At 39.9% G+C, this 23,162-nt stretch carries 27 protein-coding genes; 10 read left to right on the plus strand and 17 right to left on the minus strand.

What is annotated here, in order from left to right; genetic code table 11:
* Positions 1–10 precede the first annotated feature (10 nt).
* From LQ226_RS15800 to crcB (LQ226_RS15815), 4 genes are read left to right on the plus strand one after another with little or no spacing between them, the layout of a single operon-like run.
* Positions 11–862: a metal ABC transporter permease gene (locus LQ226_RS15800; protein WP_231418925.1), complete on the plus strand. Its 852-nt coding sequence runs from the start codon at positions 11–13 to the stop codon at positions 860–862.
* The gene (locus LQ226_RS15805) at positions 859–1,266 is read left to right on the plus strand and encodes a Fur family transcriptional regulator (protein ID WP_231418926.1); all 408 of its coding nucleotides are present in this window, start codon (positions 859–861) and stop codon (positions 1,264–1,266) included. Before LQ226_RS15800 ends, LQ226_RS15805 begins: the two co-directional genes overlap by 4 nt.
* 33 nt (positions 1,267–1,299) lie before the next feature.
* On the plus strand, positions 1,300–1,698 hold the full coding sequence (crcB, locus tag LQ226_RS15810; RefSeq protein ID WP_231418927.1) for a fluoride efflux transporter CrcB: 399 nt from the start codon (positions 1,300–1,302) through the stop codon (positions 1,696–1,698).
* Positions 1,695–2,054 (plus strand): fluoride efflux transporter CrcB, encoded by a 360-nt coding sequence (gene crcB, locus LQ226_RS15815; protein ID WP_231418928.1) that lies wholly within the window; start codon positions 1,695–1,697, stop codon positions 2,052–2,054. The genes crcB (LQ226_RS15810) and crcB (LQ226_RS15815) overlap by 4 nt, the downstream gene beginning before the upstream one ends.
* A 50-nt stretch (positions 2,055–2,104) precedes the next feature.
* Here the strand turns inward: crcB (LQ226_RS15815) and LQ226_RS15820 are convergent, their stop codons facing one another.
* The 6 genes from LQ226_RS15820 to LQ226_RS15845 form a co-directional block, all read right to left on the minus strand.
* Positions 2,105–2,374 (minus strand): glutaredoxin family protein, encoded by a 270-nt coding sequence (locus tag LQ226_RS15820; protein ID WP_231418929.1) that lies wholly within the window; start codon positions 2,372–2,374, stop codon positions 2,105–2,107.
* Between the two features lie 290 nt (positions 2,375–2,664).
* Positions 2,665–3,435: an STAS domain-containing protein gene (locus LQ226_RS15825; RefSeq protein WP_231418930.1), complete on the minus strand. Its 771-nt coding sequence runs from the start codon at positions 3,433–3,435 to the stop codon at positions 2,665–2,667.
* Entirely contained in the window at positions 3,407–4,054 is a 648-nt protein-coding gene (locus LQ226_RS15830; RefSeq protein WP_231418931.1) for a cobalamin B12-binding domain-containing protein, read from the minus strand. Before LQ226_RS15830 ends, LQ226_RS15825 begins: the two co-directional genes overlap by 29 nt.
* Positions 4,055–4,065: 11 nt before the next feature.
* Complete coding sequence (locus tag LQ226_RS15835) at positions 4,066–4,425, minus strand: hypothetical protein (RefSeq protein WP_231418932.1); 360 nt, start codon at positions 4,423–4,425, stop codon at positions 4,066–4,068.
* Positions 4,422–4,727, minus strand: a complete 306-nt coding sequence (locus tag LQ226_RS15840) for an antibiotic biosynthesis monooxygenase family protein (RefSeq protein ID WP_231418933.1) — start codon at positions 4,725–4,727, stop codon at positions 4,422–4,424. Before LQ226_RS15840 ends, LQ226_RS15835 begins: the two co-directional genes overlap by 4 nt.
* A 169-nt stretch (positions 4,728–4,896) precedes the next feature.
* Positions 4,897–5,700 (minus strand): VLRF1 family aeRF1-type release factor, encoded by an 804-nt coding sequence (locus LQ226_RS15845; RefSeq protein WP_231418934.1) that lies wholly within the window; start codon positions 5,698–5,700, stop codon positions 4,897–4,899.
* A 180-nt stretch (positions 5,701–5,880) separates the two neighbouring features.
* On the opposite strand from LQ226_RS15845, the gene LQ226_RS15850 reads away from it, so the two are divergent.
* On the plus strand, positions 5,881–6,066 hold the full coding sequence (locus LQ226_RS15850) for a YqaE/Pmp3 family membrane protein (protein WP_231418935.1): 186 nt from the start codon (positions 5,881–5,883) through the stop codon (positions 6,064–6,066).
* A 52-nt stretch (positions 6,067–6,118) separates the two neighbouring features.
* Here LQ226_RS15850 and LQ226_RS15855 read toward each other — a convergent pair whose 3' ends face one another.
* The 4 genes from LQ226_RS15855 to LQ226_RS15865 all read right to left on the minus strand — a co-directional run bounded on the left by LQ226_RS15855 (position 6,119) and on the right by LQ226_RS15865 (position 8,576).
* Positions 6,119–6,967, minus strand: coding sequence for a glycine betaine ABC transporter substrate-binding protein (locus tag LQ226_RS15855; RefSeq protein ID WP_231418936.1), 849 nt, complete (start codon positions 6,965–6,967; stop codon positions 6,119–6,121).
* A gap of 367 nt (positions 6,968–7,334) precedes the next feature.
* The gene (locus LQ226_RS21030; RefSeq protein ID WP_255688724.1) at positions 7,335–7,460 is read right to left on the minus strand and encodes a hypothetical protein; all 126 of its coding nucleotides are present in this window, start codon (positions 7,458–7,460) and stop codon (positions 7,335–7,337) included.
* Between the two features lie 59 nt (positions 7,461–7,519).
* Positions 7,520–8,230 carry a GntR family transcriptional regulator gene (locus tag LQ226_RS15860; protein WP_231418937.1) on the minus strand — a complete coding sequence of 237 codons (711 nt, stop codon included), beginning with the start codon at positions 8,228–8,230 and terminating at the stop codon, positions 7,520–7,522.
* A gap of 106 nt (positions 8,231–8,336) precedes the next feature.
* Positions 8,337–8,576: a hypothetical protein gene (locus LQ226_RS15865; protein WP_231418938.1), complete on the minus strand. Its 240-nt coding sequence runs from the start codon at positions 8,574–8,576 to the stop codon at positions 8,337–8,339.
* A 145-nt stretch (positions 8,577–8,721) separates the two neighbouring features.
* On the opposite strand from LQ226_RS15865, the gene LQ226_RS15870 reads away from it, so the two are divergent.
* Positions 8,722–9,267: a PadR family transcriptional regulator gene (locus LQ226_RS15870; RefSeq protein WP_231418939.1), complete on the plus strand. Its 546-nt coding sequence runs from the start codon at positions 8,722–8,724 to the stop codon at positions 9,265–9,267.
* Between the two features lie 131 nt (positions 9,268–9,398).
* Here the strand turns inward: LQ226_RS15870 and LQ226_RS15875 are convergent, their stop codons facing one another.
* The gene (locus LQ226_RS15875; protein WP_231418940.1) at positions 9,399–11,441 is read right to left on the minus strand and encodes a catalase; all 2,043 of its coding nucleotides are present in this window, start codon (positions 11,439–11,441) and stop codon (positions 9,399–9,401) included.
* Between the two features lie 217 nt (positions 11,442–11,658).
* Here LQ226_RS15875 and LQ226_RS15880 point away from each other — a divergent pair, with 217 nt between their 5' ends.
* Positions 11,659–13,071, plus strand: a complete 1,413-nt coding sequence (locus LQ226_RS15880; RefSeq protein WP_231418941.1) for a vWA domain-containing protein — start codon at positions 11,659–11,661, stop codon at positions 13,069–13,071.
* A gap of 36 nt (positions 13,072–13,107) precedes the next feature.
* On the opposite strand, the gene LQ226_RS15885 is transcribed toward LQ226_RS15880, so the two are convergent.
* Entirely contained in the window at positions 13,108–14,388 is a 1,281-nt protein-coding gene (locus LQ226_RS15885; protein WP_231418942.1) for a PucR family transcriptional regulator, read from the minus strand.
* A gap of 222 nt (positions 14,389–14,610) precedes the next feature.
* Here LQ226_RS15885 and LQ226_RS15890 point away from each other — a divergent pair, with 222 nt between their 5' ends.
* Positions 14,611–15,027, plus strand: coding sequence for a VOC family protein (locus LQ226_RS15890; protein WP_231418943.1), 417 nt, complete (start codon positions 14,611–14,613; stop codon positions 15,025–15,027).
* A 51-nt stretch (positions 15,028–15,078) separates the two neighbouring features.
* Here the strand turns inward: LQ226_RS15890 and pruA are convergent, their stop codons facing one another.
* The gene (gene pruA / locus LQ226_RS15895; protein ID WP_231418944.1) at positions 15,079–16,626 is read right to left on the minus strand and encodes an L-glutamate gamma-semialdehyde dehydrogenase; all 1,548 of its coding nucleotides are present in this window, start codon (positions 16,624–16,626) and stop codon (positions 15,079–15,081) included.
* Between the two features lie 43 nt (positions 16,627–16,669).
* The gene (locus tag LQ226_RS15900) at positions 16,670–17,587 is read right to left on the minus strand and encodes a proline dehydrogenase family protein (protein WP_284526576.1); all 918 of its coding nucleotides are present in this window, start codon (positions 17,585–17,587) and stop codon (positions 16,670–16,672) included.
* Positions 17,588–18,227: 640 nt separating this feature from the next.
* On the opposite strand from LQ226_RS15900, the gene spxA reads away from it, so the two are divergent.
* Positions 18,228–18,623 carry a transcriptional regulator SpxA gene (spxA, locus tag LQ226_RS15905; protein WP_231418945.1) on the plus strand — a complete coding sequence of 132 codons (396 nt, stop codon included), beginning with the start codon at positions 18,228–18,230 and terminating at the stop codon, positions 18,621–18,623.
* A 77-nt stretch (positions 18,624–18,700) separates the two neighbouring features.
* On the opposite strand, the gene LQ226_RS15910 is transcribed toward spxA, so the two are convergent.
* Genes LQ226_RS15910 through LQ226_RS15920 form a run of 3 tightly spaced genes read right to left on the minus strand, consistent with a single transcriptional unit; the run spans position 18,701 to position 20,867 of the window.
* On the minus strand, positions 18,701–19,417 hold the full coding sequence (locus LQ226_RS15910) for an amino acid ABC transporter ATP-binding protein (protein ID WP_231418946.1): 717 nt from the start codon (positions 19,415–19,417) through the stop codon (positions 18,701–18,703).
* On the minus strand, positions 19,410–20,057 hold the full coding sequence (locus LQ226_RS15915; protein ID WP_231418947.1) for an amino acid ABC transporter permease: 648 nt from the start codon (positions 20,055–20,057) through the stop codon (positions 19,410–19,412). Before LQ226_RS15915 ends, LQ226_RS15910 begins: the two co-directional genes overlap by 8 nt.
* Positions 20,058–20,075: 18 nt before the next feature.
* The gene (locus LQ226_RS15920) at positions 20,076–20,867 is read right to left on the minus strand and encodes a transporter substrate-binding domain-containing protein (RefSeq protein WP_231418948.1); all 792 of its coding nucleotides are present in this window, start codon (positions 20,865–20,867) and stop codon (positions 20,076–20,078) included.
* Between the two features lie 274 nt (positions 20,868–21,141).
* Here LQ226_RS15920 and LQ226_RS15925 point away from each other — a divergent pair, with 274 nt between their 5' ends.
* Positions 21,142–22,845 carry a M3 family oligoendopeptidase gene (locus tag LQ226_RS15925; protein WP_231418949.1) on the plus strand — a complete coding sequence of 568 codons (1,704 nt, stop codon included), beginning with the start codon at positions 21,142–21,144 and terminating at the stop codon, positions 22,843–22,845.
* Positions 22,846–23,162 lie beyond the last annotated feature (317 nt).

The following is a 23,162-nucleotide window of genomic DNA, read 5'->3' on the forward strand; positions in this document are numbered from 1 at the left end:
AGGAATCTTTATGTTATCAAGCTTTTTACAATATGAATTTTTAAGAAACGCACTATATACAGGGTTACTGATCGGGTTCATTGGACCGCTCTTAGGAACGTTCGTTGTTGTTAGGAGACTTTCTTTAATTGCGGATGCCCTTTCCCATGTGACCTTATCTGGCATTGCCTTTGGTCTTATGCTTGATAAGAAATTCGGTGTTGGGATTAGTCCCTTCTATGCCGGAATGAGTTTCTCCGTTATCGGCTCTGTCTTCATTGAACAACTCAGACGCGTGTACAAAGCCTATCAAGAATTAGCGATTCCAATTATATTATCAGGCGGGGTTGGCTTAAGTGTTATCTTTATCTCTCTTGCCAATGGTTTTAATACAGATTTATTCAATTATTTATTCGGTTCTGTGACAGCTGTCAGTCGTCAAGATTTATGGACAATTCTTATTGTAGCTGTTGTGGTTACGGCGCTCATTGGTTTATTCTATAAAGAATTGTTTATGCTCTCGTTTGACGAAGAACACGCTGTTGTTTCAGGTATTCATGCAAGACGCATTCATTTCCTTTTTATCGTCTTAACAGCTCTGGTTATTGCTGCTTCTATCCGAATTGTTGGGGTCTTACTGGTATCAGCTCTCATGACCTTACCTGTAGCTGCGAGTATTCGGATTGCCCGCGGATTTAAGCAAGCCATTCTTTTATCGATTGTATTTGGTGAAATTTCGGTGATTAGCGGGCTCATCTTCGGCTATTATTTCGAAATTCCTCCCGGTGGCACCATCGTTTTAACGTCTATCTTAATCTTAGTAGTGACCATCCTTGTGAAGAAAGGAATCCAACGTACACGTACAAAGAGGGTGAAAACGTGAATTTAAATCAAGCACTTGAAGAATTAAAAGAAAAAGGTCATAAGTATACAGATAAACGGGAAGATCTGTTACGCTTTTTCTATGAACAAAATGGTTACCGAACAGCTCGTGATGTGAAAGCAATGATGGAAGATAAATACCCAGGTATTAGTTTCGATACGATCTACCGCAATCTACACTTGTTCGTTGAGTTAGAATTGTTAGAGGTAACAGATCTTGAGGGTGAAAAGCACTTCCGTATGAAATGTGAGTCCAAGCACCACCATCATTTCATTTGTCTAGATTGCGGGAAAACAAAAGAAATTCACACTTGCCCGATGCAACAGGTCTCAGGTGAACTAAAAGACTATGATGTAGAAAATCATAAATTTGAGATTTATGGAAAATGTCCGGCATGTAAATAAGAAGGGATTCGACTCTCTTCTCTATAAAAGGGAGTGAACGATAAAACCATGTTTATGTACCTTGCGATTTTTATAGGAGGTGCTGTGGGGTCTTCTTTACGATTCATCGTCTCTTTGTGGATTGAAGAGGCGTCTGTGTTTCCATACGAGACGCTTCTTGTTAACCTCATTGGCTGCTTTATCCTTACTTATCTAAGCACTCACCCAACTCTTATGAGCAAGTTTTCTTCTTCTGTTAAGGTTGGAATCAGTACAGGACTGATTGGATCATTTACAACCTTTTCAACTTTCTCCACCGAAACCTTACAGCTATGGCTCCATACTTCGCACATTCTAGCATTGATGTATGTGCTTATTAGCCTTGCAGGAGGATTAACCTTAAGCTGGCTAGGATTCTTTACTGCTCACAGTCGAAAGGAGCATGTAAAATGATGTTTGCCTATGTAGCGCTAGGAGGCGGACTCGGTGCTCTTTGTCGATTCTTTTTAAGTGACTTCTTTAATTCAAAGGGTTCGATTCCTTATGGAACTTGGCTAGCCAATATAGTTGGTTCGTTGCTCTTAGCTGGATTCATTGTACTTAGAACAAAAGAGGTTCTTCCAGAGTCCATCTGGCAACTCGCAGGTGTAGGGTTTTGCGGAGCTTTTACAACCTTTTCGACTTTTGGAAAGGAGACCATTCAGCTCTTGCAAACCAACAGAATAAAGGAAGCCCTACTCTATGTAGCGTCTAGTCTGATCATAAGCCTGAGTGTTGTATGGCTCACCTTCTCCCTGTTTATAAAATGAATGGTAAAAGCGCCCTTTCCTAATTAGCTCTTTTAGGAAAGGGCGCTTTATTAATGAATAACCCGGTTAATAGTAGATTTATTCGTGACATATCCCGAAAACACGGCACGCTTCTTTTTCCCAAACATACTCTTTTTGTCCACGATGATGGCCGGTGTAATGTTTGTGCCTGTGATCCCAAGTAATTCACTTTCTAAATCATTGGAATGACTAATATCAATCTCATGATATGGTATTTGATCAGCTGATAGGTATTCTTTCAATGACTGGCTTTCATCGCATCCGGACCGGGTATAAATATAAATCGCTTTGCTCCCCATGGAATTTCCCTCCTTTATGCAAGTATATGAACTTACCAAAAGCTACATGAGACAAAAACATTTTCAAACGATAGTGGAAATTCCATTATTAGGTCGTAAACGCGTATTGTTAATCGAATTACATATATATTTCCATTTTAGTATAGTAGTAAAACATATTTGTGCGGATTTTTTTAGTATTTGTTCTGTTAAGCAGTCTTATAAGGAAAAACTATAACTTTAATAGAGCCATTTATTATAGTAAAGGCATAAAAATAAGCCTTTTTTCTTCGATAGAAAAAAGGCTTCTCTTATGCTCCATATCGATGGAGGGCTTCTTGTAATGAAGTAACAAATGATAAGTTAAAACGAATTTGTAAATGATGGAGCCGTTGGGCTTGAGATGGTTTAATCCCTACAATCACAATCTTCTTACCCATGTAAAGTAAACTCGTGAAGATGTCTTTCAGCACAGATACCCCGTCTTGGTGCATTTCTCCTACAGCTGTAAAATCAAACAATAAACAATCTGTTTCATGCGTATGGGCCTTCAAAAGTACTTGATCTTTAATCGTAAATAGCTTCTCTTCTGAAATATCACCAAACAAAGGAATCAAGGAGATTTCTGAAGTAAGCTGAATGAAGGGAGCAGATAACAAATTATTTTGATGAATCGCATCTTCTAGCTTTTCTTTTTCTTCTAACAGCTCGAAATTTGTTTCATTTAAACGATTTTGCAATCGGTCCAGCATCTTACTTACGTGCTGGTTCTGCCCTTCTTTAGGAATGATCATAATTTCAGCCTGTAGATCATTTGCCCATTTCACATAAAGATCCACAAGTTCGACTTGTTTAGAGGCGGTAATGACATTAACCTCCACTTTAACTTTAGGCAGAGTGGGAACAATCCAATCCTTTACTTTCTTATGACTAGCTTCTTCTATGATTTCCCATAAAGAAGGAGTCAGATGAAACATCTCACTCGCTTCTTGCGTGTATTCAAGAATCGTATATTTTTTATTAATGGTTAGGGAGGGAACTGGAAAGTGATTGTTAACTTGTCGCATTAATGTCTTCTTCATTCCCCTCTATCCATGTTTCTAATTGATGTAAATCTTTCATCACAACAACCCGTTCAGAAGCAAATGAACTTAAATCATATTCTTTCGCCATTCGGCCTCCTATTAACACTGTCGGCGACCACTCAAGGCGAGTTAAATGTTCAATCACTTCTTTTAGAACTGGGAGTCGATAAGACAAAGCAGCTGATACTCCAACCACATCTGGTTTATATCGATTCACTTGTTTCAGTGCGTGATCAAGGGGCAGGTTCGGTCCAAGATACCTGACATTCCACCCATACTCTCTAAAAGTAGAAGCGACCATTTTTAACCCCAGATAATGTTGTTCTTCTTCAATGCCAAATAACAATACCTTACTAGCATTCTGTTCGGATGCACGCTTCTTCATACTATCAAGCTGAGAAAGGACAAAATCACATACAGCTGTAGCTAAGTGCTCATCCGCTACGGAAATCTCATTGCGCTCCCAAAGATCCCCAATGTGATACATAGTCGGAGTAAGGAATTGCTCGTACAGATGAAGCCGATTTGGTGTTGTCCCCATTTGGGACAAATAGTGAACGGCATCATCTTCATTTCCTTCAAGAAATAACTTTGCAAGCTTAGAAAAATCGTCCATCTCCTCACCCCTTACTCATTTGTTGCTCTCAAAAATTCAATACCATTCTTTAGATAGGACTGATAGGCTTTTTGTTCATCATGATCTTCAAGCCCCTCAAGGTGTCGATACAACCGCTCATAATTATCAATAATTAATTCCGTGCCTACATCGCGGCTTGTTAATACCGTTTGCAACCACTTCGTATAATCCATAAAAAACTGCTCTTCTCCCATTTCGTATGTTGTTGAGAGATGGTCTAAATGGTGATAATTATCCTCTTTTGTTCGTTTTCGACCATTTTCACCGAAACGTTCCCATAAAAAAGGATACGCCTCATAGATTTCGTTCACGATTTGATCAACAATGTGTTCTCGTTCTGAAGCTTTCATTCCGCCACCACTTTAAACTTTTTAACTTTCGGAGGAATGTTAGCAAGCGCTTTGTCAGGATAATTCTTCTCCAGTTCGTGTATTTTCTGGAACTCCTCACTTGTTGCCCATTTCATATAATGAGCCTTGGATTCCCATTCCATATGAACAGTTAATTCCCCAGGCTTTTTGTCGTTTTGAAGAAGTTGAAAAGAGCGAAAACCTTCCCATTGATCAACGCTCTTTGATCGGTTTTGATAAATCTCTATTAATTCATCTGCTTTTTCCTCTGGAACCACCACAGTAGAGTCAACGATATACATCTTATTTCTCCTTCAAGCTCATTTTTAATAATTATTATTTTATCATATTTTCAAGATTTTTTTAAGAAAGGTGCTGGTGGCACGCTTTAGAAAAATCTGTCACTTCATCTATGTAGGAAAACAAGAAAAAACTCTGCAACTCACTGTTGCAGAGTTTTTTCTTTCTTTATTACAATACCACTTCGTTAAGCACGTGAGTTTCTTCATGCTCAAGAAGGTTCTTTGGAACATGCTCATCAATAGGCTTATTCATATGAGCTTGGATTTCATCCGTTTCGTCCTGGTTACCTACCAGATAAATACGTTCCCACTGTCCATCTTTTGCTAATTTGTCTAATGTAGGCGCAAGGCTCTTATACCAGCGCTGCTGATTAGCACGGTAGCGGTCTTCAAATTTTTCTTTACCTGGGTTTTTCCCACCTGAACCCATAGAAGGTTGGGCATGGTGAGGACCAGTGTGTAAGCGCCAATCTTCTGTATTAAGATCTAATTCATAATATTTGATGTCATCTACTGCACCTAATTCAGCTTCAATGACCTTCACGTCGTTCTGCTGAACAAGCACAACCCCGGTTTTAGGGAACTCTTTATGAAGCTCATGCATTTGATCCAATACAGGTGCTTCTTCCCAGAAGAACTCTGTTTTAACCGGCATTTGCACGGGCTGAGCGTGCCATAGGGAACCGTCTGTTGACGCAAAAACAATTAAACTTTTAGAAAGATCACGTTCATAGTCTGTCACATATGTTTCTAATTGTTCTTTTAGATTACGGAAGTTTTTTAATTCATCCTTGTCTCCGCTCTCTTGCAAGTAATGTTCAAAGTTATTCATTCCATTTTTGAAATGGATCTTCCATTCACCGCCCTGTTGTTCAGGGTCAGCTAAATCTGTATTTAAGTACATTGTAAGTACTCGTTCAGGTTTTTCTGCATAGAAATTTTCTAGTTTCTTTAAGTCTTTTTGTAATGTCATAATTAAACTCCACTCCTTATCGGGCTATTGAGTTTCTGCGTACTATCTATGTAACCGTAAAAAAGAGGGTTAAAACCTATAATCTAGTAAGTCTATTATGAAATGAAGTCAGATTAACTTTGTGAACAGCGGGTAATATAGAAATAAATCGCAAGAAGACATTCCATCGGGAGGGAAAACATGTTATACCTACTTGCTATTCTATTACCACCCATTGCGGTCTTGTTTGTAGGAAAACCCGTTCAAGCCATCATCAACTTAATACTTACCATTTTAGGGGTTATTCCTGGTGCCATCCACGCTGTCCTTGTGGTTAAAGACCACAAAGATGATCAGCGTGCCAAAAAGTACGGAACAGTTGGATAAATAGAAAAAAGGACTTTTCCTTAAGGGAAAAGTCCTTTTTTGTGTGCATTTGTTATTTTCCTAACCATTCGTTAATCAGTTCTTCGTTCTCATCTACCCATTTCTGAGCCCCTTCAGCTGGCTCATCAGCTTCTTTTACCATGTTCATTAAGCTTCCTAGCTGTTGATCGTCCATTTCCCAAGTGTTGATATACTCTGTCACTTCAGGAAAGTCGTCTGTGAAACCTTGACGGGACATCCAAATAATATTTTCTTCATCGCCATATACATTCTTTGGATCTTCTAAGAACTTAAGCTCGTATTCCGCAAACACCCAGTGAGGCTTCCAAAGCGTTACTAGGATTGGTTCTTCTTTACGAATCGATTCTCCAAGTTGAGTCGTCATAGCCGGTCCTGAAGAAGAAGCCGTAGTGTAATCTAAACCATATTCATCAAGAGCTTCATCCGTTAAGCCCATAAGACTTGAGCCTGGGTCGATCCCATAAATCTTACCATCTTCAAACAAATCTTTATTGTCGTTTAATTCTTCAATGCTATTTACATCTACATAACTAGGTACTGCAAGTCCTAGAGTCGTACCATTAAACCAAGGTTGATCTTTATGGAAATCCACATCTTCTTTGTAATCTTCATAGAAAGCTTCATCTGTGTGTGGTAACCATACTTCTAATGCAAGGTCTAAATCATCTGATTCAAGCGCCTGATATAAAGGCCCTTTTTCTGTCATATTTAATTTAACTGAATATCCTTCATCTTCTAAAATAATCTTCCACATATTCGAAACTGCCACGTTCTCTGCCCAGTTATTCAAGCCAATTTCGATGGTTTTATCTTCCTTATCAGATCCATCCCCATCTCCTGAACTGGAATCATTTCCACAAGCTGCCAGCACAAGTAACATTCCGATAAAAAGTGCCGGGAGTATTCTTTTTAGTGCTTTCATGCGTATATTCCCCCAAAGTATTGTAGTAGTTTCATAAGTTTCATGCTTATCTATGTAACTAACATGTCCGAATAAGCACAAAACTTATACTAACATGTATGATATGTGTTCGCAAGTTTCATTCCTTACATTTCCTTTTCTGAGAATCTTATAGAATTCTTAGGTTATATTTCATTGAATAGGGTGCTAATGTGGCTCTCGCTCCCTTCCTTGAACTTGGGCCGCTACCAACTGATTCGAGCCAATTCTGCCTAACTTAAGCCGCTTCCGCCCCACTTAAGCCTCTCTCCCCTGACTTAAGTCGTTATTTTTTCCTCTTGAGCCGTTATGCGATTTTCTTAAGCCGTTCCCCACAAGCTTGAGCCGTTGCTCCCCCGCACGAGCCAATTCTAGCTAACTTGAGCCGCGCCCGCCCACTTGAGCCACTCCCCTCCGCTCGATTCTTATCCATAACTTCCGCTCCCCCTCACATCGCTCATAAAAAAACGCTTTAGCCTAAAGACTAAAGCGTTATCCTCGTGTTTCTACAGTAAAATCAAAGAAAGTTGGCAAATATTTGGTTCTGCAATATTCCAGAGGAGACTGGTCGATCCCTAGTGTAATTCTTGTCATATCAACTAACGGGTCCCCTGCTACGATGCCGAGGAAGTCAGCTTCATATGTATTCGCAAGAGAGGCTGAAACATATTCTTTAGAATAGTTTGGCTGCATTCCCTTCTCTTCTAGATGAGCATGGAAATCAAAAACGAGCAAATCCTCGTCCGTCAAACTCTCTACGATGTGTTCAGGTATAAAAAGTTGTTGAAAGGCGATCGGGACTCCATCTGCCAAGCGCAAACGCTCATACATGTAGACGGCTTGTTCTTCCGAAAGACCTAACATCTTTTTTGCATAGTCCATTTTCTTCCCATGAACGTTTCGTATGATTTGGACACTGAATTCAGTTCCTTTTTCTCGTTGAATAACGCCTGGATTTTTCACATGATCCGATGGCTTCTTCTTAACGGTCGTAGATTTCCCTCGTTTTGTTTCGAGTATCCCTTCTTGAGCTAATTGAGTAATCGCTTGCCTGATGGTAGAACGACTCACTTGATATTCCTGCATAAGCTGATTTTCAGAAGGTATTTTTTCACCGGGCTTCCAGCTCTGATTTTTAATGTTTTCAATAATGCTGTGTTTTACTTGAAGATAGTAAGGCACGCGATTTTGGCGTTGGGTCATACCCTTCCCCTCCCTTGCTTGTATAATCGAAAGACCTATTATACCTAAAAAAGGACTTAATCCCAACAGATTAAGTCCTTTTTATCATTTGTTTTCCTTATGTTCTTTATACTTTCTCCACAATATAAGCTTTTTTATTCCGATAATATTTCTCGCCATTATCAGAAGAGTGCTCAAAGAAACCTGCAAATTCGCCTGTTACTTTATACTCCCGATCAGGCTCTGTAAAGAGTTGGTTCTCATTACTAGATAGAAGCACAGCATCTGTTGTAGAAACAAAACTGTCTAGTTCTTGTGCAGAATAATTCTCCCCTTGTACAAGTTCACTTAATCGTTTCTCAGACATGGTTAGCCTCCTAATATTAATTCTTAGTACTCACTTTCCCTGTTTCCTGGGAAGAATAAACATAAGGAACACATGCCTCTATTTTCCCTTTACTTAATCTAGCGTATAATAGATGTAGCAAGTTGAGTAAAGGGAGAGGTAGACTGTGGCCATAAGATATGCCCTTCTCGGATTGTTGACGAAAGAACCTCATTCTGGCTATGACTTACATAGCACATTTAAGACACAGCACATCTATTTTTGGAATTCTACTCATTCACAAGTGTATCAAGAGTTGAACAAAATGCGAGATGAAGAGCTTGTCACATTTGAAACAATCGTCCAAGAAGGAAGCCCAAATAAGAAGTTATATACAATCACCCCAAAAGGGGAAAAACGTTTGATTGAATGGATGATGGAAGAAGCCATCAAACCTGCCAAGATAAAAGACGAGTTTCTGCTTCGCGTTTCAGCATTTCAAGCAATCACTATTGATGAAGCTATCGCTTTGCTTGAAAGAATTTTAGCAAGGGAAAAAGCTATATTAGATGGCACCTCGAAATGGCAACAGGAACATTACGGAGAAGACGGTCCTCCGAATTACCTTCATATTGGTAGCTATCTGACTTCTGAATTTGGGAAACGATACGCTAAAATGTATGTAGAATGGTGCCAGTGGGCATTAGAAACACTAGAATCATATCGCACTTAAATAGATCAGAACCTCGGTAATCGAACAACCACCTATTCCCGGTACTTGGAAATCCTAATAATAAAGGTTTCCTTTATTTCACTTGAAAAAGGAATCCGTCAAAAAAGACGAATTCCTTTCAAGCTTTTTCCTTATAGGATTTGTCGATCCCAATGGCGGTGAGCAGCAATAGCCTTGCTGAACTCTTTCGCAAACTGGGTTGAGTCTTCCCCTGTAATGACACCGGCATGCCCTGCTAACCCTTCTTCTTTCAACCATTCAGTTCCTTTCTGACTAGCTCCAATTGGTTTAAAATGAGAGAAGGCCTCATGCATAAACGCATTAGCATCGCTACGGAACTTTTTGCTTACGCTTTCGCCACCTACAACGAAGATGCCATCAAATAATACAGAGTCAGCGGTTAAGAAGGTATGCTGTACTTCAAACGATTTACCATCTTTCCCTTTCTGCTCTCCAAACGTTTCCCCGATGATCGCAGATTGAATGCCATCAGATTTAAGACTTTCAAGAATTTGTTCAAGTTCTCCCCCATCAAAATCTTCCCCTACTAAGACAGCAATTTTGCGCGTATCAGGTTTATAATTACTTTGCATTTGACTTAATGCCGGCGAAGATTTCGTAACATTTGAACCACCTTCTTCAGGTGATTTCACCCCAATATTATTAGCTACCTCTTGTGCTAAAGACAGATTTATATTGGCTAACATATCAACAACTTGCTGCCTAACAGATTCATCTCCCACTTTACCCAGCTCAAAGCTAAAGGCTTGTGTGATATGACCTTTTTCAGGCTCACTCATACTATTCCAAAACATTGTGGCTTGGGAGAAGTGGTCTTTAAAACTTTCACTTCTTGAACGAACTTTACGACCTTCTACTTTTTCTTCATAATGCTTGTACCCCCCAGCTTCTGGCGCTGCAGGAGTCGGAGTATTTTGAGCAAGTGAATTCTTGTGATAGGCTACTTGGCCCCGGTTAATCGTTTGACGGTGCATCCCGTCTCGCTGATTGTTATGAAATGGACAAACCGGCTTGTTGATCGGTAACTCGTGGAAGTTCGGCCCACCTAAACGAGTTAACTGAGTATCCGTGTAAGAGAATAGTCGCCCTTGAAGCAATGGATCGTTAGAGAAATCAATGCCAGGCACTACATGCCCAGGATGAAACGCGACTTGTTCGGTCTCCGCAAAAACATTATCAACGTTACGATTTAACGTCATCTTCCCAATAATCTTTACAGGAACTTCTTCCTCAGGCCACACTTTTGTAGGATCGAGTACATCAAAATCAAACTTAAATTCATCTTCTTCCTCGATGACCTGAACACCTAATTCCCACTCAGGATAATCACCGTTTTCGATCGCCATGTATAAATCACCACGATGAAAGTCTGCATCCTTACCAGAAATCTTCTGGGCTTCGTCCCATACTAATGAGTGCACACCAAGCTTTGGCTTCCAATGGAACTTAATGAAACGGGCTTTTCCTTCCTCGTTCACAAACCGGAACGTGTGAACTCCGAACCCTTCCATCATGCGAAAACTACGAGGAATCGAACGATCAGACATCGCCCACATAGCCATATGAGCCGATTCTTGATTGTTCGCAATAAAATCCCAGAACGTATCATGGGCAGAAGCAGCTTGTGGCATCCCATTATGGGGTTCAGGCTTAAGAGCATGAACTAAATCAGGAAATTTAATGGCGTCCTGAATAAAGAAGACAGGAATATTGTTACCAACCAGATCAAAGTTCCCTTCCTGGGTATAAAACTTTGTCGAAAAGCCTCTTACGTCTCGAACCGTTTCAGATGACCCTTTGGAACCTGCAACTGTCGAGAAGCGTACAAAGACTGGAGTTTTCACAGAAGGATCTTGCAGGAAGTGAGCACTTGTGAGTTCTTTCATCGATTCGTATACTTCAAATTCTCCGTGTGCAGCATATCCTCGTGCGTGTACAGCTCGCTCAGGAATACGCTCATGATCAAAGTGAGTCATTTTCTCTCTAAAATGAAAGTCTTCCATTAATGTCGGACCACGTGCTCCCGCTTTTAAAGAAAATTCATCTTCAGAAACCTTTGTCCCCTGGTTCGTTGTCATATCCTTTCCATGATCATCCACCTTATGCTGCTCTAACTGTTCATTCTTCTCATTCTCATGATTCTTGTTTGTCATGCTTCCCCTTCTTTCTATCCTAATATGTAACGCTATATGGATACTTTTCCCATGTTATTGATATGGAGAAACATGTATATAATATAAGTCATTTTAGGACTCTTACCCCTTTATGGATGACGAACGTTCAGGCATACTATTAGGGAATCTTGTAAAATAATAGAATATTCTTCCTTGCATAGGGTATGGAATAAGTGACGAAGAGAGGAGTGGTTTTTTGAAAATTTTACGTTCCCTGGCATGCTTATGTTTCCTTCTTACAGCCTGCCAATCTGATTCCTCTTCCACCCCAGAAGAACAGGAACAGGAACAGACAACCAATACACAAGCAGAATCATCTTCTAATGAAGCTCAGACAGCAGAAGCCATTTCTTTTGAGAAGGATGGAGAAGCCTTCATTCATAATGAAGCAGGTGAAATGTATAAATCGTATGTGCCAGAATCAGAATCAGCTGACCAAGATGATTCTGAACAGGCCACGGAACTAGCAATATCGGATTACATAGAGGAAGTTCAAACGAAGGACACAGAAGAATGGACGGCCGAACAATGGGCTACCTCCCTTCTAAACGGTCTAAGAGCCAATTACGATCAAGCTTTTTCTCCCGTCCAGGATTTTAAAGTCACCTATGAATCTTTAAAACTCCCAGACGGTCGCCTTCTTCAAGACGTAACCGAAGAGGAATTAAACAATCGCCCCGACAAGGTGAATGTTGCTATGCTGATTGATTCTAGCGGAAGTATGAAGAAAGAAATTAATAGCGAGAAGAAAATGACTGCAGCGAAAGAAGCCGTTCAATCTTTTGCTAGCGAACTTCCAGAAGATGTACAGGCTTCTCTCTACGTATTTGGACACAAAGGATCTGAAAAGGAACAAGATAAAGACGTGTCATGTAAAAGTATTGAATCCGTCTATCCCTTATCGACCTACAACAACGATACATTCACAGATTCCATGGATTCTTTCTCCGCTAAAGGTTGGACTCCTTTAGCTGGTGCCATTCAGCAGGCTACTTCTGACTTAAAAGAAAATAGCACAGACGAAACCAAAAACTTCATCTATATTGTGAGTGATGGAAAAGAAACTTGTGGAGGAAATCCTGTGGAGGCTGCCAAAGGAGCTACGAATCAAGGAATGGATGTTGAAGTCCATATCATCGGTTTCCAGGTAGACACAGAAGCGAATCAACAACTTAAAGAAGTCGCCGAAGCTGGTGGTGGGGCCTACACATCAGTGGACAACCCTCAACAATTAGACGAGGAAGTGATGAAATCCTGGAAGGAAACCATCTCGAAAACAACATGGCGCTTTTGGTCAGCAGGAAATCATAACAACTTAAACTGGGATTCTGTAGGAATGTCCACAGACCTTCGTAATTTATATGCCAATTTCCAAAGTGTAAAAGACCAAGAATTTTGGCGGATTAATAATACTCTTGACCGATTATTAGAAAAAGAAATCATTACGTTTGAACAAAAAGGGGAGATCCAGGATCTTCTTAAGAAACGAAAAGAGGCCATTACGGAATATACCTCAGCTATCTACGACGAGAAGGATAAAGAAATTTTCGATGAGGCAGATCGACTCAAAGAAATGATTGATAAGATTACAGAAGATCTGGATTTATAGCAATGAAAAAAGCGGATGCTTATGGGCATCCGCTTTCTATTTCTTCAAATGAACCGATATGGCTTCCTGGTAACGCTTATAATAGCCTGGCACATTATTGAGCAAAAGCAACTCTGTATATAAATAACTTTTCATATTAAAGTCCTGTAAATTAATATTGGTTAAGTCTAATATTTGTTTCAGCCTATAGTTCAATGTGTTGGGGTGAATAAACAGTTCAGCAGCGGTCTGCTTTGCTTTCCCATTATTGGCTAAGTACACTTCGAGGGTTTGTAAAAGGTTCGTTTGTCCTTCTGTATCCTTTTTCATCAGTTCTAGCAGATCTTCACTGAAATAATCTTCCGAGCTATTCTTTTCGTAAAGTGTGGCCAGGTATCTGTAAACACCTAATTTTGCAAACTCTCTTGGCATCGTTTCTGGCCGAGGCTCAATAAAGTTAGCCGTTTCAATAACCTCAAGTGCTTCTAGAAAACTCTTTCGGATATCAATTAACTTCGTATACTCTTTCCCAAGCCCAATCATAAAGTAATAAAAAGACTCCCCGTCCAAGTTCTGCTTAACCTCGTCAATAAAAGTCCTTGCCGTATCGGTGGCACTAAAAGGAGCCCCTGCTCGCCCGTGAACAAACATGACAATTTGAAACTCCGTCTTTAGAAACTGAATGTCTTTTCGCAGTGGAGAGTGGATTACTAGTTCTTTTAACGTACCTAGCAAATCATTGTATTGGGGATCCGTTATGGAGAAGATTAAAACCACACAACGCTCCGGGAGACGAAGCTTCACTAGTTTCGCATCGTGTCTAAACTGAGTTTCACTCCCATATTCATGATGGATTAATTTCCATAACAGTTCATCCTTACGTCCCTCTTTAACATTGACTCTCGAATAAGCATCATAAATGAGTTTTCCGATATGGGACGTAATTTCTTCTAAAAAGATCAAATCTTCCTCTTTTAACAAAGACGTAGATTCCTGCACCCAAATATACCCCATAGTATGACCAAGATGTTTCGCAGCAATTACAATTCTCTGATAGAACCCTAGCTCTTCAATAGGTTCAATGCGAATAGGCTCAGGTTTACTTTCTAACTTTTGAACAATCCCCTCTTTCTTCAGCCGATCAATAATAAAGACAGGACACTTCTTAGATAGAATCGTTTTTTGTTGCGTTTGATCAAACTCTTCGAATGAGGAACTGTAGGCAATTAATTCAAAATTTTTATTTTCGACAATGACTGGTTTATCAAGCTTCGAACTAATAAACTCAGTCGCTTTGTGTATATCTTCTGTTTGAAGAATGAGCTCCTTTTGATCCATAGTTAATCCCTTACCTTTCAACAGCAGAGTCGAACAAGAAAACCTAATGTTCATTATAGCGACTTTTCTCATAAAAGGGAAAGGCAATGTTGCAGAGTATTACTAGTCTTTTTAATATTCTGTTTATAATTTCTGATATTGTGATGAATAAAGAAGCTCTATAAACAGTAGACAAAGACAGTATGATACAATGGTTCCACTAATAAAACGAGGAGAATGAACATGGAGAAACATTTGGACCATATCGGCGTAGCCGTTCGAAATATAGAAGAAAGTATTCATTTTTATGAAAATGTATTGGGCGCAACGATGATTGACCATTACCGTAGTGAAGCCACTGGAGTTGAAAGTGAAATCGCCATAATGGATGTAAATGGATTCCGCACCGAGCTCTTAATGCCAACGAATAATACAACTTCACCTATTGCACGGTTCATCAAACAAAAAGGAAAAGGCGTTCACCATGTGGCTTATCAAGTAGATGATCTGGATGAAGCCATAAAAGAACTAGAAGAAAAAGGCATCCGCATACTAGAAGGAAGCTTGCGTACGAATAAGCACGGAAGAAGATTAATATATGTAAACCCAGCAGATACAGAAGGAACGATCGTGGAATATTGCGACTATCCTAGCCAATAAACATCACTAATGAAAAAAAAGCTTCTCACCAAAGTGAGAAGCTTTTTTCTATTAATACATTTCGGAAATTGTTTTAGCTTGCATGTGAAGAGCGATATAATCAGGTCCTCCTGCTTTAGAGTCAGTACCTGACATCTTGAAACCACCGAATGGCTGATACCCAACAATAGCTCCAGTACAATTACGATTAAAGTAAAGGTTACCAACATGGAAGTCGCGAGCAGCAATTTCTAAATGCTGGCGATTATCAGAAATAACCGCTCCTGTTAAACCGTATTCTGTATTGTTTGCAATCTCGATCGCGTCATCGAAATCTTTAGCTTTGGTAAAGCAAACAACAGGACCGAAGATCTCTTCTTGTTGCATACGTGACTCTGGAGCAAGGTCAGCGAATACCGTCGGCTCAATAAAGTAACCTTTGGAATCGTCGCCTTTACCACCTGTCATGAGACGTCCTTCTTCTTTACCAACTTCCATATAAGACATGATCTTCTCATATGCTGATTGGTCTACAACTGGTCCCATATACACATTTGACTCTGCTGCGTTACCTACAGAAAGTTCTTTCGTACGAGCTACAACACGTTCTAGTACTTCATCGTATACATCTTGGTGTACGACAGCACGGGAACCAGAAGAACATTTCTGACCTGAGAATCCGAACGCTGAAACAACGATTGCCTCAACAGCCGTTTCGATGTTTGCTTCTTTGTCAACCACAACGGTGTCCTTACCACCCATTTCAGCAATAACTTGCTTAAGGTGGTTTTGGCCATTCTGTCGGACAGAAGCTTTTTCCATAATACGAAGGCCTACATCTCTAGAACCTGTAAAGGAAATTAAAGCCGTCTTTGGATGCTCAATCAGATAGTCCCCAACTTCGCCGCCGCTGCCTGGTACGAAGTTTAGAACACCTTTAGGAAGTCCGGCTTCTTCTAAAATTTCAACAAATTTCGCCGCGATTACCGGGCTATTACTTGCTGGTTTCATAACCACTGTGTTACCTGCTACAAGAGGTGCCACTGTTGTTCCTGCCATAATAGCAAGTGCAAGATTCCATGGTGGAATAACGACCGTTACCCCAATTGGTTGGTAAACATAACGGTTGCGCTCACCAGGACGGCTTTCTACATGCTTTCCTTTATCAATTTCAAGCATTTGACGCGCATAATATTCTAAGAAGTCAATAGCTTCAGCTGTATCTGCATCCGCCTCTTTCCAAGGCTTACCTACTTCATAAACGAGATAAGCGGAAAGTTCATGTTTACGTCGACGCATAATAGCTGAGGCGCGAAGTAAAAGTCCTGCACGAGCTTCAGCAGACCATTTTCTCCAAGACTCAAACGAGTTAGAAGCTGCTTGCATGGCTTTTTCTGCAAGTTCTTGTGTAGCCTTTGATACACGTCCAACAACTTGTTCAGTGTTCGCTGGATTTGTGGAAACGATTCTATCATCCGTTAAGATGCGTTCTCCGTCCACTAGCAAATGGTGATCCTGACCTAGTTGGCTTTTCACCTGCTGTAGCGCATCCTCAAAAGCTTTCTTATTTTCTTTAACTGTGAAATCTGTGAATGGTTCGTGTTTGTACGGTTGTACCATCAATCATTTCCCCTTTCTCTTCGTTATTCAAGCAGTAGCTAATTTATTTACTAAAGAGCCCTTTCACCGCAAAAGCGATGTTCGCTGGGCGCTCTGCTAACCTTCTCATAAAGTATCCATACCAGTCTTCTCCATATGGGAGATAGACCCGAACTTTGTAACCTTCCTTCAAAAGATCAAGTTGCATTTGATTTCTCATGCCATAAAGCATTTGGAACTCAAATTGATCTTTAGGAATGTTGTTCTTCTCTACAAATTCTTTTGTAAACTCAATCATTGCCTCATCATGTGAAGCGATAGCGGTATAATTCCCATTTAATAAATGCTTAGCAATCAACTTCTTCAGATTGTCATCCACCATTGATTTTTCTGTAAAAGCAACTTTTCCTGATTCTTTATAAGCCCCTTTTACCAGGCGGAGATAAGCATTGTAATCACTTAATTCCTCAACATCTTGGTTTGAACGGAACAGATACGATTGAATGACTGTACCCAAGTTGTCATACTCTGTCTTGAAGTGTTTATACAATTCCAACGTCTTCTCTGTTCGTGAGGAATCCTCCATATCGATTGTTACAACCACATCATATTGTTTAGCTGCTTCTAATATGCGCGTCATATTTTCATAGACGAGATCGTGACTGATATCAAGTCCAAGAGAGGTCAATTTTAAACTGAGCTGCGTATTCAACTGATGATTATGAATAGCCTGGATTGTACTTATACATTCCTCTGTACGCTCTCTGGCTTCCGCCTTAGAGTTAACGTACTCTCCGAGGTGATCCACCGTTACGTGCAGCCCCTGACTATTCAACTGTTGGATTAATGGAATGGCCTGGTCAAACGACTCTCCCCCCACAATCTTATCCGCACCCAAACGCGGCCCCCATTTCTTGGCCATCTTATCAAGCACTGAACTATTGGATAATAATAAGAAGAAATTCTTACTTAACGCTTCCACGACCACCACACCCCTTCACCGTTGATGTAACGTTTTCTTTTGATTAAAGGAATACATTTATTGTGCTAAATGTTTTTCTATTAAGAAAATTATAACTTCTATACGACCTATACCACAACGTGGCCGAGTAACAAACTTCACTCGCAAATTTTGTGGTTTATACACAACTACCACTGAAAGCGCTTCACCACGCATTATGTGTACCCTGAATCCACTTGTATAAACCTGTATTTACAAATCTTTTCCATCCTTCCGTTTATATAGATTCATCCAGTAAAGCACAATGACTTAAAGTACCCATGCCAATGTAAAATAGTATGAATTTAACTATCTCAAACTAAAGGTATTATGTTATAATCAATTTGTAACTGAAACAGCCGGGTGTGCCATCAGTGCATACCTTGGTGAAAAAACGGGTATAGGACAAGCATATACATGAAATATAGCCTATGCCTTTCTTCTACAATTACATTAATAGTTGAGGAACAAATTCCCTTCTTTTTGGGAAGAATATCATTTTGAACAGTTCCATACCAAGTGGTATACTAGGGAATGTAAGTCAGCTTACATTTTTTAAATCCATATAATGTATTGTTAGAAAGTAAGGTAACATTCAAATGACCAATAGGAGGTTCATTGCATGATTACACTTTATTTATCTCCAAGTTGCACATCTTGCCGTAAAGCGAAAGCTTGGTTTGAAGAGCATAACTTAGAGTACACAGAACGCAACATCTTTTCTGAGCCTTTATCTGCAGACGAAGTGAAAGAAATTGTTCGTATGACAGAGGATGGAACAAAAGAGATTATCTCTGAACGTTCTAAGGTCTTTAAAGAATTAGATGTCGATTTAGATGATCTTTCTATGCGTGAACTTTATGAACTGATCGAGCAAAATCCAAGCATCTTAAAGCGCCCGATTATGCTTGATGAGAAGCGTATGCAAGTTGGCTTCAACGAAGATGAAATTCGCAGCTTCCTTCCACGCAAAGTTCGCACATATCAGCTTGAAGAAGCACTACAAAGCGCTAACTAATTCTAAGAATACAAAAGCCTTTGTATGGGATAACACGAAAAAGCCCTCTATTTCTTAATAGAGGGCTTTTCTTATGCTTACAATACTTTCTGTAAGAAAGATTGTGCTCTTTCAGTAGAAGGATGATTAAAGAACTGGAGGGGGGTTGTTTCTTCTACGACCGCTCCCTGATCAAGGAAGATAATACGATCGGCTACTTCACGGGCAAATGCCATTTCGTGTGTCACAATAACCATCGTCATTCCAGTGCTTGCGAGTTGTTTCATCACATCTAAGACTTCTTTTACCATCTCTGGGTCAAGCGCTGAAGTTGGCTCATCAAACAGCATAATCTCAGGGTGCATGGCAAGAGCTCTAGCGATCGCTACTCTTTGTTTTTGCCCACCTGATAGTTGATTCGGATAACTGTGTGCTTTATCTGATAACCCAACCGTGTTAAGAAGCTTCATGGCATTCTCTTCAGCTTCTTTCTTGCTCTTCCCATGTGTCTCCATAGGAGCGAACGTAATATTTTGAAGTACAGTCATATGAGGAAAGAGGTGAAAATGCTGAAACACCATTCCTGTCTTCTCGCGAATTTGAGTCACATTTTGCTCATTTAGCTGGGTTCCATCAATATAGACTTGTCCTTCTGTTGGCTGTTCTAATCCATTTAAACAACGAAGAAACGTTGATTTACCAGACCCAGAAGGTCCAATGACAGCCACGACTTCTTTCTTATTAATCTCAGTCGTAATAGAATTTAAAACAGGCGTCTTTTTAAATGTTTTCGATAATTGATTAACTTTAATCACTGTAACTCAACCTTCTTTCTACTCTGGATCCGTACATTTCTAATACCCGAACCATAAGGAAGTACAAGATTAATGGGATGGTTAAGGCACCAATATAGTTGTATGTGTCCGCTGCTACAATTTGCCCTCTGCGCATAATATCTGAAACCCCAATGACAGAAATAACAGCTGACTCTTTTAGTAACATGATTCCTTCATTCATTAAAGCAGGTAAGATGTGTTTGATTGCCTGAGGCAGTATGATTTTACGCATCGCTTTAAAATAAGGGATATTCAGAGCTTTAGCTGCTTCAAATTGGCCTTTATCAACAGATTGGATACCTGCTCTTATGATTTCAGAAATGTATGCAGCTGAGTTTAGGGAGAAAGCAATCACCCCTGCTACAAACGGCTCAATATTCCATGGTGTCAATTGTGGAATGACATAATAGATATAAACAAGCTGCAGGATCAGAGGAGTCCCTCTGAAGAAAGCTGTATAAGCACCTGCCAGTTTGCCTAAGAATTTGTTGTTACCAAGCTTCGCAAGAGCCACTCCAATTCCTAGAATGAATCCTATTACAGCAGATAGTAGTACAAATTTTAATGTTATTAGAATTCCCTCTAAAATAAAGGGAATGGATGGGATGATCTCTTCCATATCACTCAGCTCCTTGCCTTATTCGGACTTTCCTCCGTTTTCAAACCACTTCTTGATTAACTCATCCATTTTTCCGCTTTCTTTCATTTTCTCAATTTCTTTATTAAACTCTTCTACAAGCTCACTATCCTCTGGGAAAGCAGCTGCTGAACCTTTTGATGCATTTGGATCCATAATAAACTGAGTTAGCTTTTCATTCTTCTCTAAATAACCGCTAGTGACACTATCTTCAATGATGGCTGCATCAATGCGTCCTGTCTTTAGCTCCTCTACGAGTTGAGGGATCAGGTCACGCTGAATCACTTCAATTCCATCATATTCTTCTTGAAGTTCTTTGGCTTTATCTTCTTGAATCGAACCGAGCTGTACCCCGATCTTCTTCCCTTCCAAATCTCCTAACTCTTTAATAGAAGCATCCTCCATAGAAATCACAGCATTGTGTGCTTCGTAATAGATATCAGAGAAATCTACTTGCTTTTCGCGTTTTTCATTCGGCGACATTCCGGCAAAGACAAAATCTACTTTGTTACTATTAAGTGCTGCAATCAATCCGCTAAAGTCCATGTTTTCAATCTTCAATTCATAACCCAGTTCGTCTGTTATATGTTTAGCAATATCAATGTCAAACCCTACAATTTCATCACTGTTTGCCGTATCTATGAATTCAAATGGTTTATAATCAGCTGATGTACCCATAACGATTGTCTTCTTTCCGTTCTCTCCTTCTCCATTTGCTGCTTCAGAACTCCCGCAAGCTGAGAGTACAGCCATCGTTGCTACTATTGATAGAATAAGTGCAAGTTTCTTCATTGTTAGTCCCCCTGTGAATGTATGTTTATTAGATATAATGTATAATAACACATAAATAATCATTGTGAATACCTTTATTTAAATTTTTATACAAAGTTTTGTATATCCTATTCATTCTCATAAAAAGAGGCTAGCGATCTCTTCAACTATGTAAGCGATACACATCCCTTTAAATAGGAGTTTTCCTATTTCAAGGAGTATTTTACAAGTTTGATTTTGGAATTTTCTGTTTTATGATAAAATGCAGAAGTACTTATAAAGGGGGAAATATAGAATGTCTACTTTTTATCAAGAACGCTTTGATTTCTCAAAACCAGAAACCATCGAAACAGAATTCGAGCGCCTCGTACAGGAACCTATAGATTCTGTGGAAAAACTAGAGTCGTGGATCCTCGATCAGGCTCAAATTTTTGATGCCATTAATGAAGGATTAAGGGGACACTACATCGACTTTCAAAGTCATAGCGATAGCCAAGTGGCCAAAGAAAAGGTCGAGCGCGATCAGGAGAAGATTGAACCACTTCTAAAGCGATATCAGGCGTTATTAGATCAGAAATTTATCGATACACCTTATAAAGATGAATTAGACCAGGATACATATGGGCGATTTATGAAAATGAAAGAAAATGCATTGGATTTATTCCGAGAAGAAAATATCGATCTAGAAGTAGAAGAAGATCGATTGACGAACCAGTATTTCGAAATTACAGGAAGTTTAACAGTAGATTGGTACGGTGAGGAGAAAACACTTAGTCTGATGAGCTCTTATCTACAAGACTCCAACCGTGACGTAAGAAAACAAGCTTTTACAAGTATAAATGACGTGCGATTAAAGCATAAAGATTCTCTTCAATCCATTATGGATGAGCTCATAGCGTTACGTCAGAAGAAGACAACGAACGCAGGACTAAACACGTTTACAGACTATATGTTTAAAGAATATGAACGATTTGATTACACCCCGGAAGACTGTAAACAGCTAGCTGAGTCCATTCGTGAGCATGTGGTCCCTCTAAAAAATGAACTAATGGAGAAAGAGAAAGAAAGACTTCAAGTAGATACATTGAAACCGTGGGACTTAAGTGCATCTCCTGCAGGGCAAAGTCCACTTAAACCATTTCATACAACGGAAGAGCTAATTGAGAAGTCCTCATCCATTTTCACCAAATTGGATGCTTCCTTCGCAAGTTTATTAACAGATATGCAGAAGAAGGGCACACTCGATCTTGATACTCGAAAAGGAAAAGCACCTGGAGGATTTTGCGACTTTCTACCACTATCCCAGTCGTCGTTTATTTTCATGAATGCTGACACTTCCCATGACGATATGATCACCCTTCTTCACGAAATGGGACACTGCATTCATAACCATCGAAGCGAGGATATCAAGCTCCCTTCCTATCGTGAGGCACCAATGGAAAGTGCTGAACTTGCCAGTATGACGATGGAACTTCTTACAATGGACTATTGGGATCACTTCTATGACGATGAGGAAGATCTGTTGCGTGCCAAGCGGGAACAGTTAGAAGGAATTATCCATTTCCTTCCTGGTGGTATCGTGATTGATCAACTACAACACTGGATGTATGAACACCCAAACCATACAGCCGTGGAGCGAAATGCTAAATTTAAAGAATTAAAACAAAATTTTGGCACAGAGAGAGTCGATTGGTCTGAGCATGAAGAGACGCTTGAGAACAGTTGGTTAAAGGTGCTCCACATTTTTGAAGTGCCATTTTACTATGTTGAATATGTGATTGCTCAGCTTGGAGCCGTTCAAATGTATAAGCAATACAAAGAGAATCCGAAACAAGCTTTAGAAAATTATAAGAATGCCTTATCCCTTGGAAACACTAAATCACTGCCTGAAGTCTATCAGACAGCTGGCATCCGTTTTGATTTCTCTGCAGAAACGATTCAGGACCTCATGACATTTATTAAGCAGGAATTAGACGCCCTGGAAACTTCACAATCCTAGAAAACGAAAAGCCCCTCTTAAATGAAGGCTCTGCTAAAGTTGGTTGTTGATTTTTTACACGTTATATATAAGTCCCTAATATGGAGTACCGGAAAGTGAGAATGTTTCTAGCGTTAGTCTGCGCGTAAGGTGGTTCGGGAAATCACTCGCTTTCCGCGGCCCCACACGAGGTGGGGTCGTTCGACGTTGGCGATTGACGTGACGGTCTTAGTCGAACTTCATTATTCCCTTAAAAGCCTCCTCGTTCGCTTGCGCTCTCTGTGGGGTCTCCCCTAGATAGAAATGTGCAAGCGTGGTGCCTAGGACCGTACGGACAA

This window comes from Pontibacillus sp. HN14, from assembly GCF_021129245.1.
Taxonomy (GTDB): Bacteria; Bacillota; Bacilli; order Bacillales; family BH030062; genus Pontibacillus.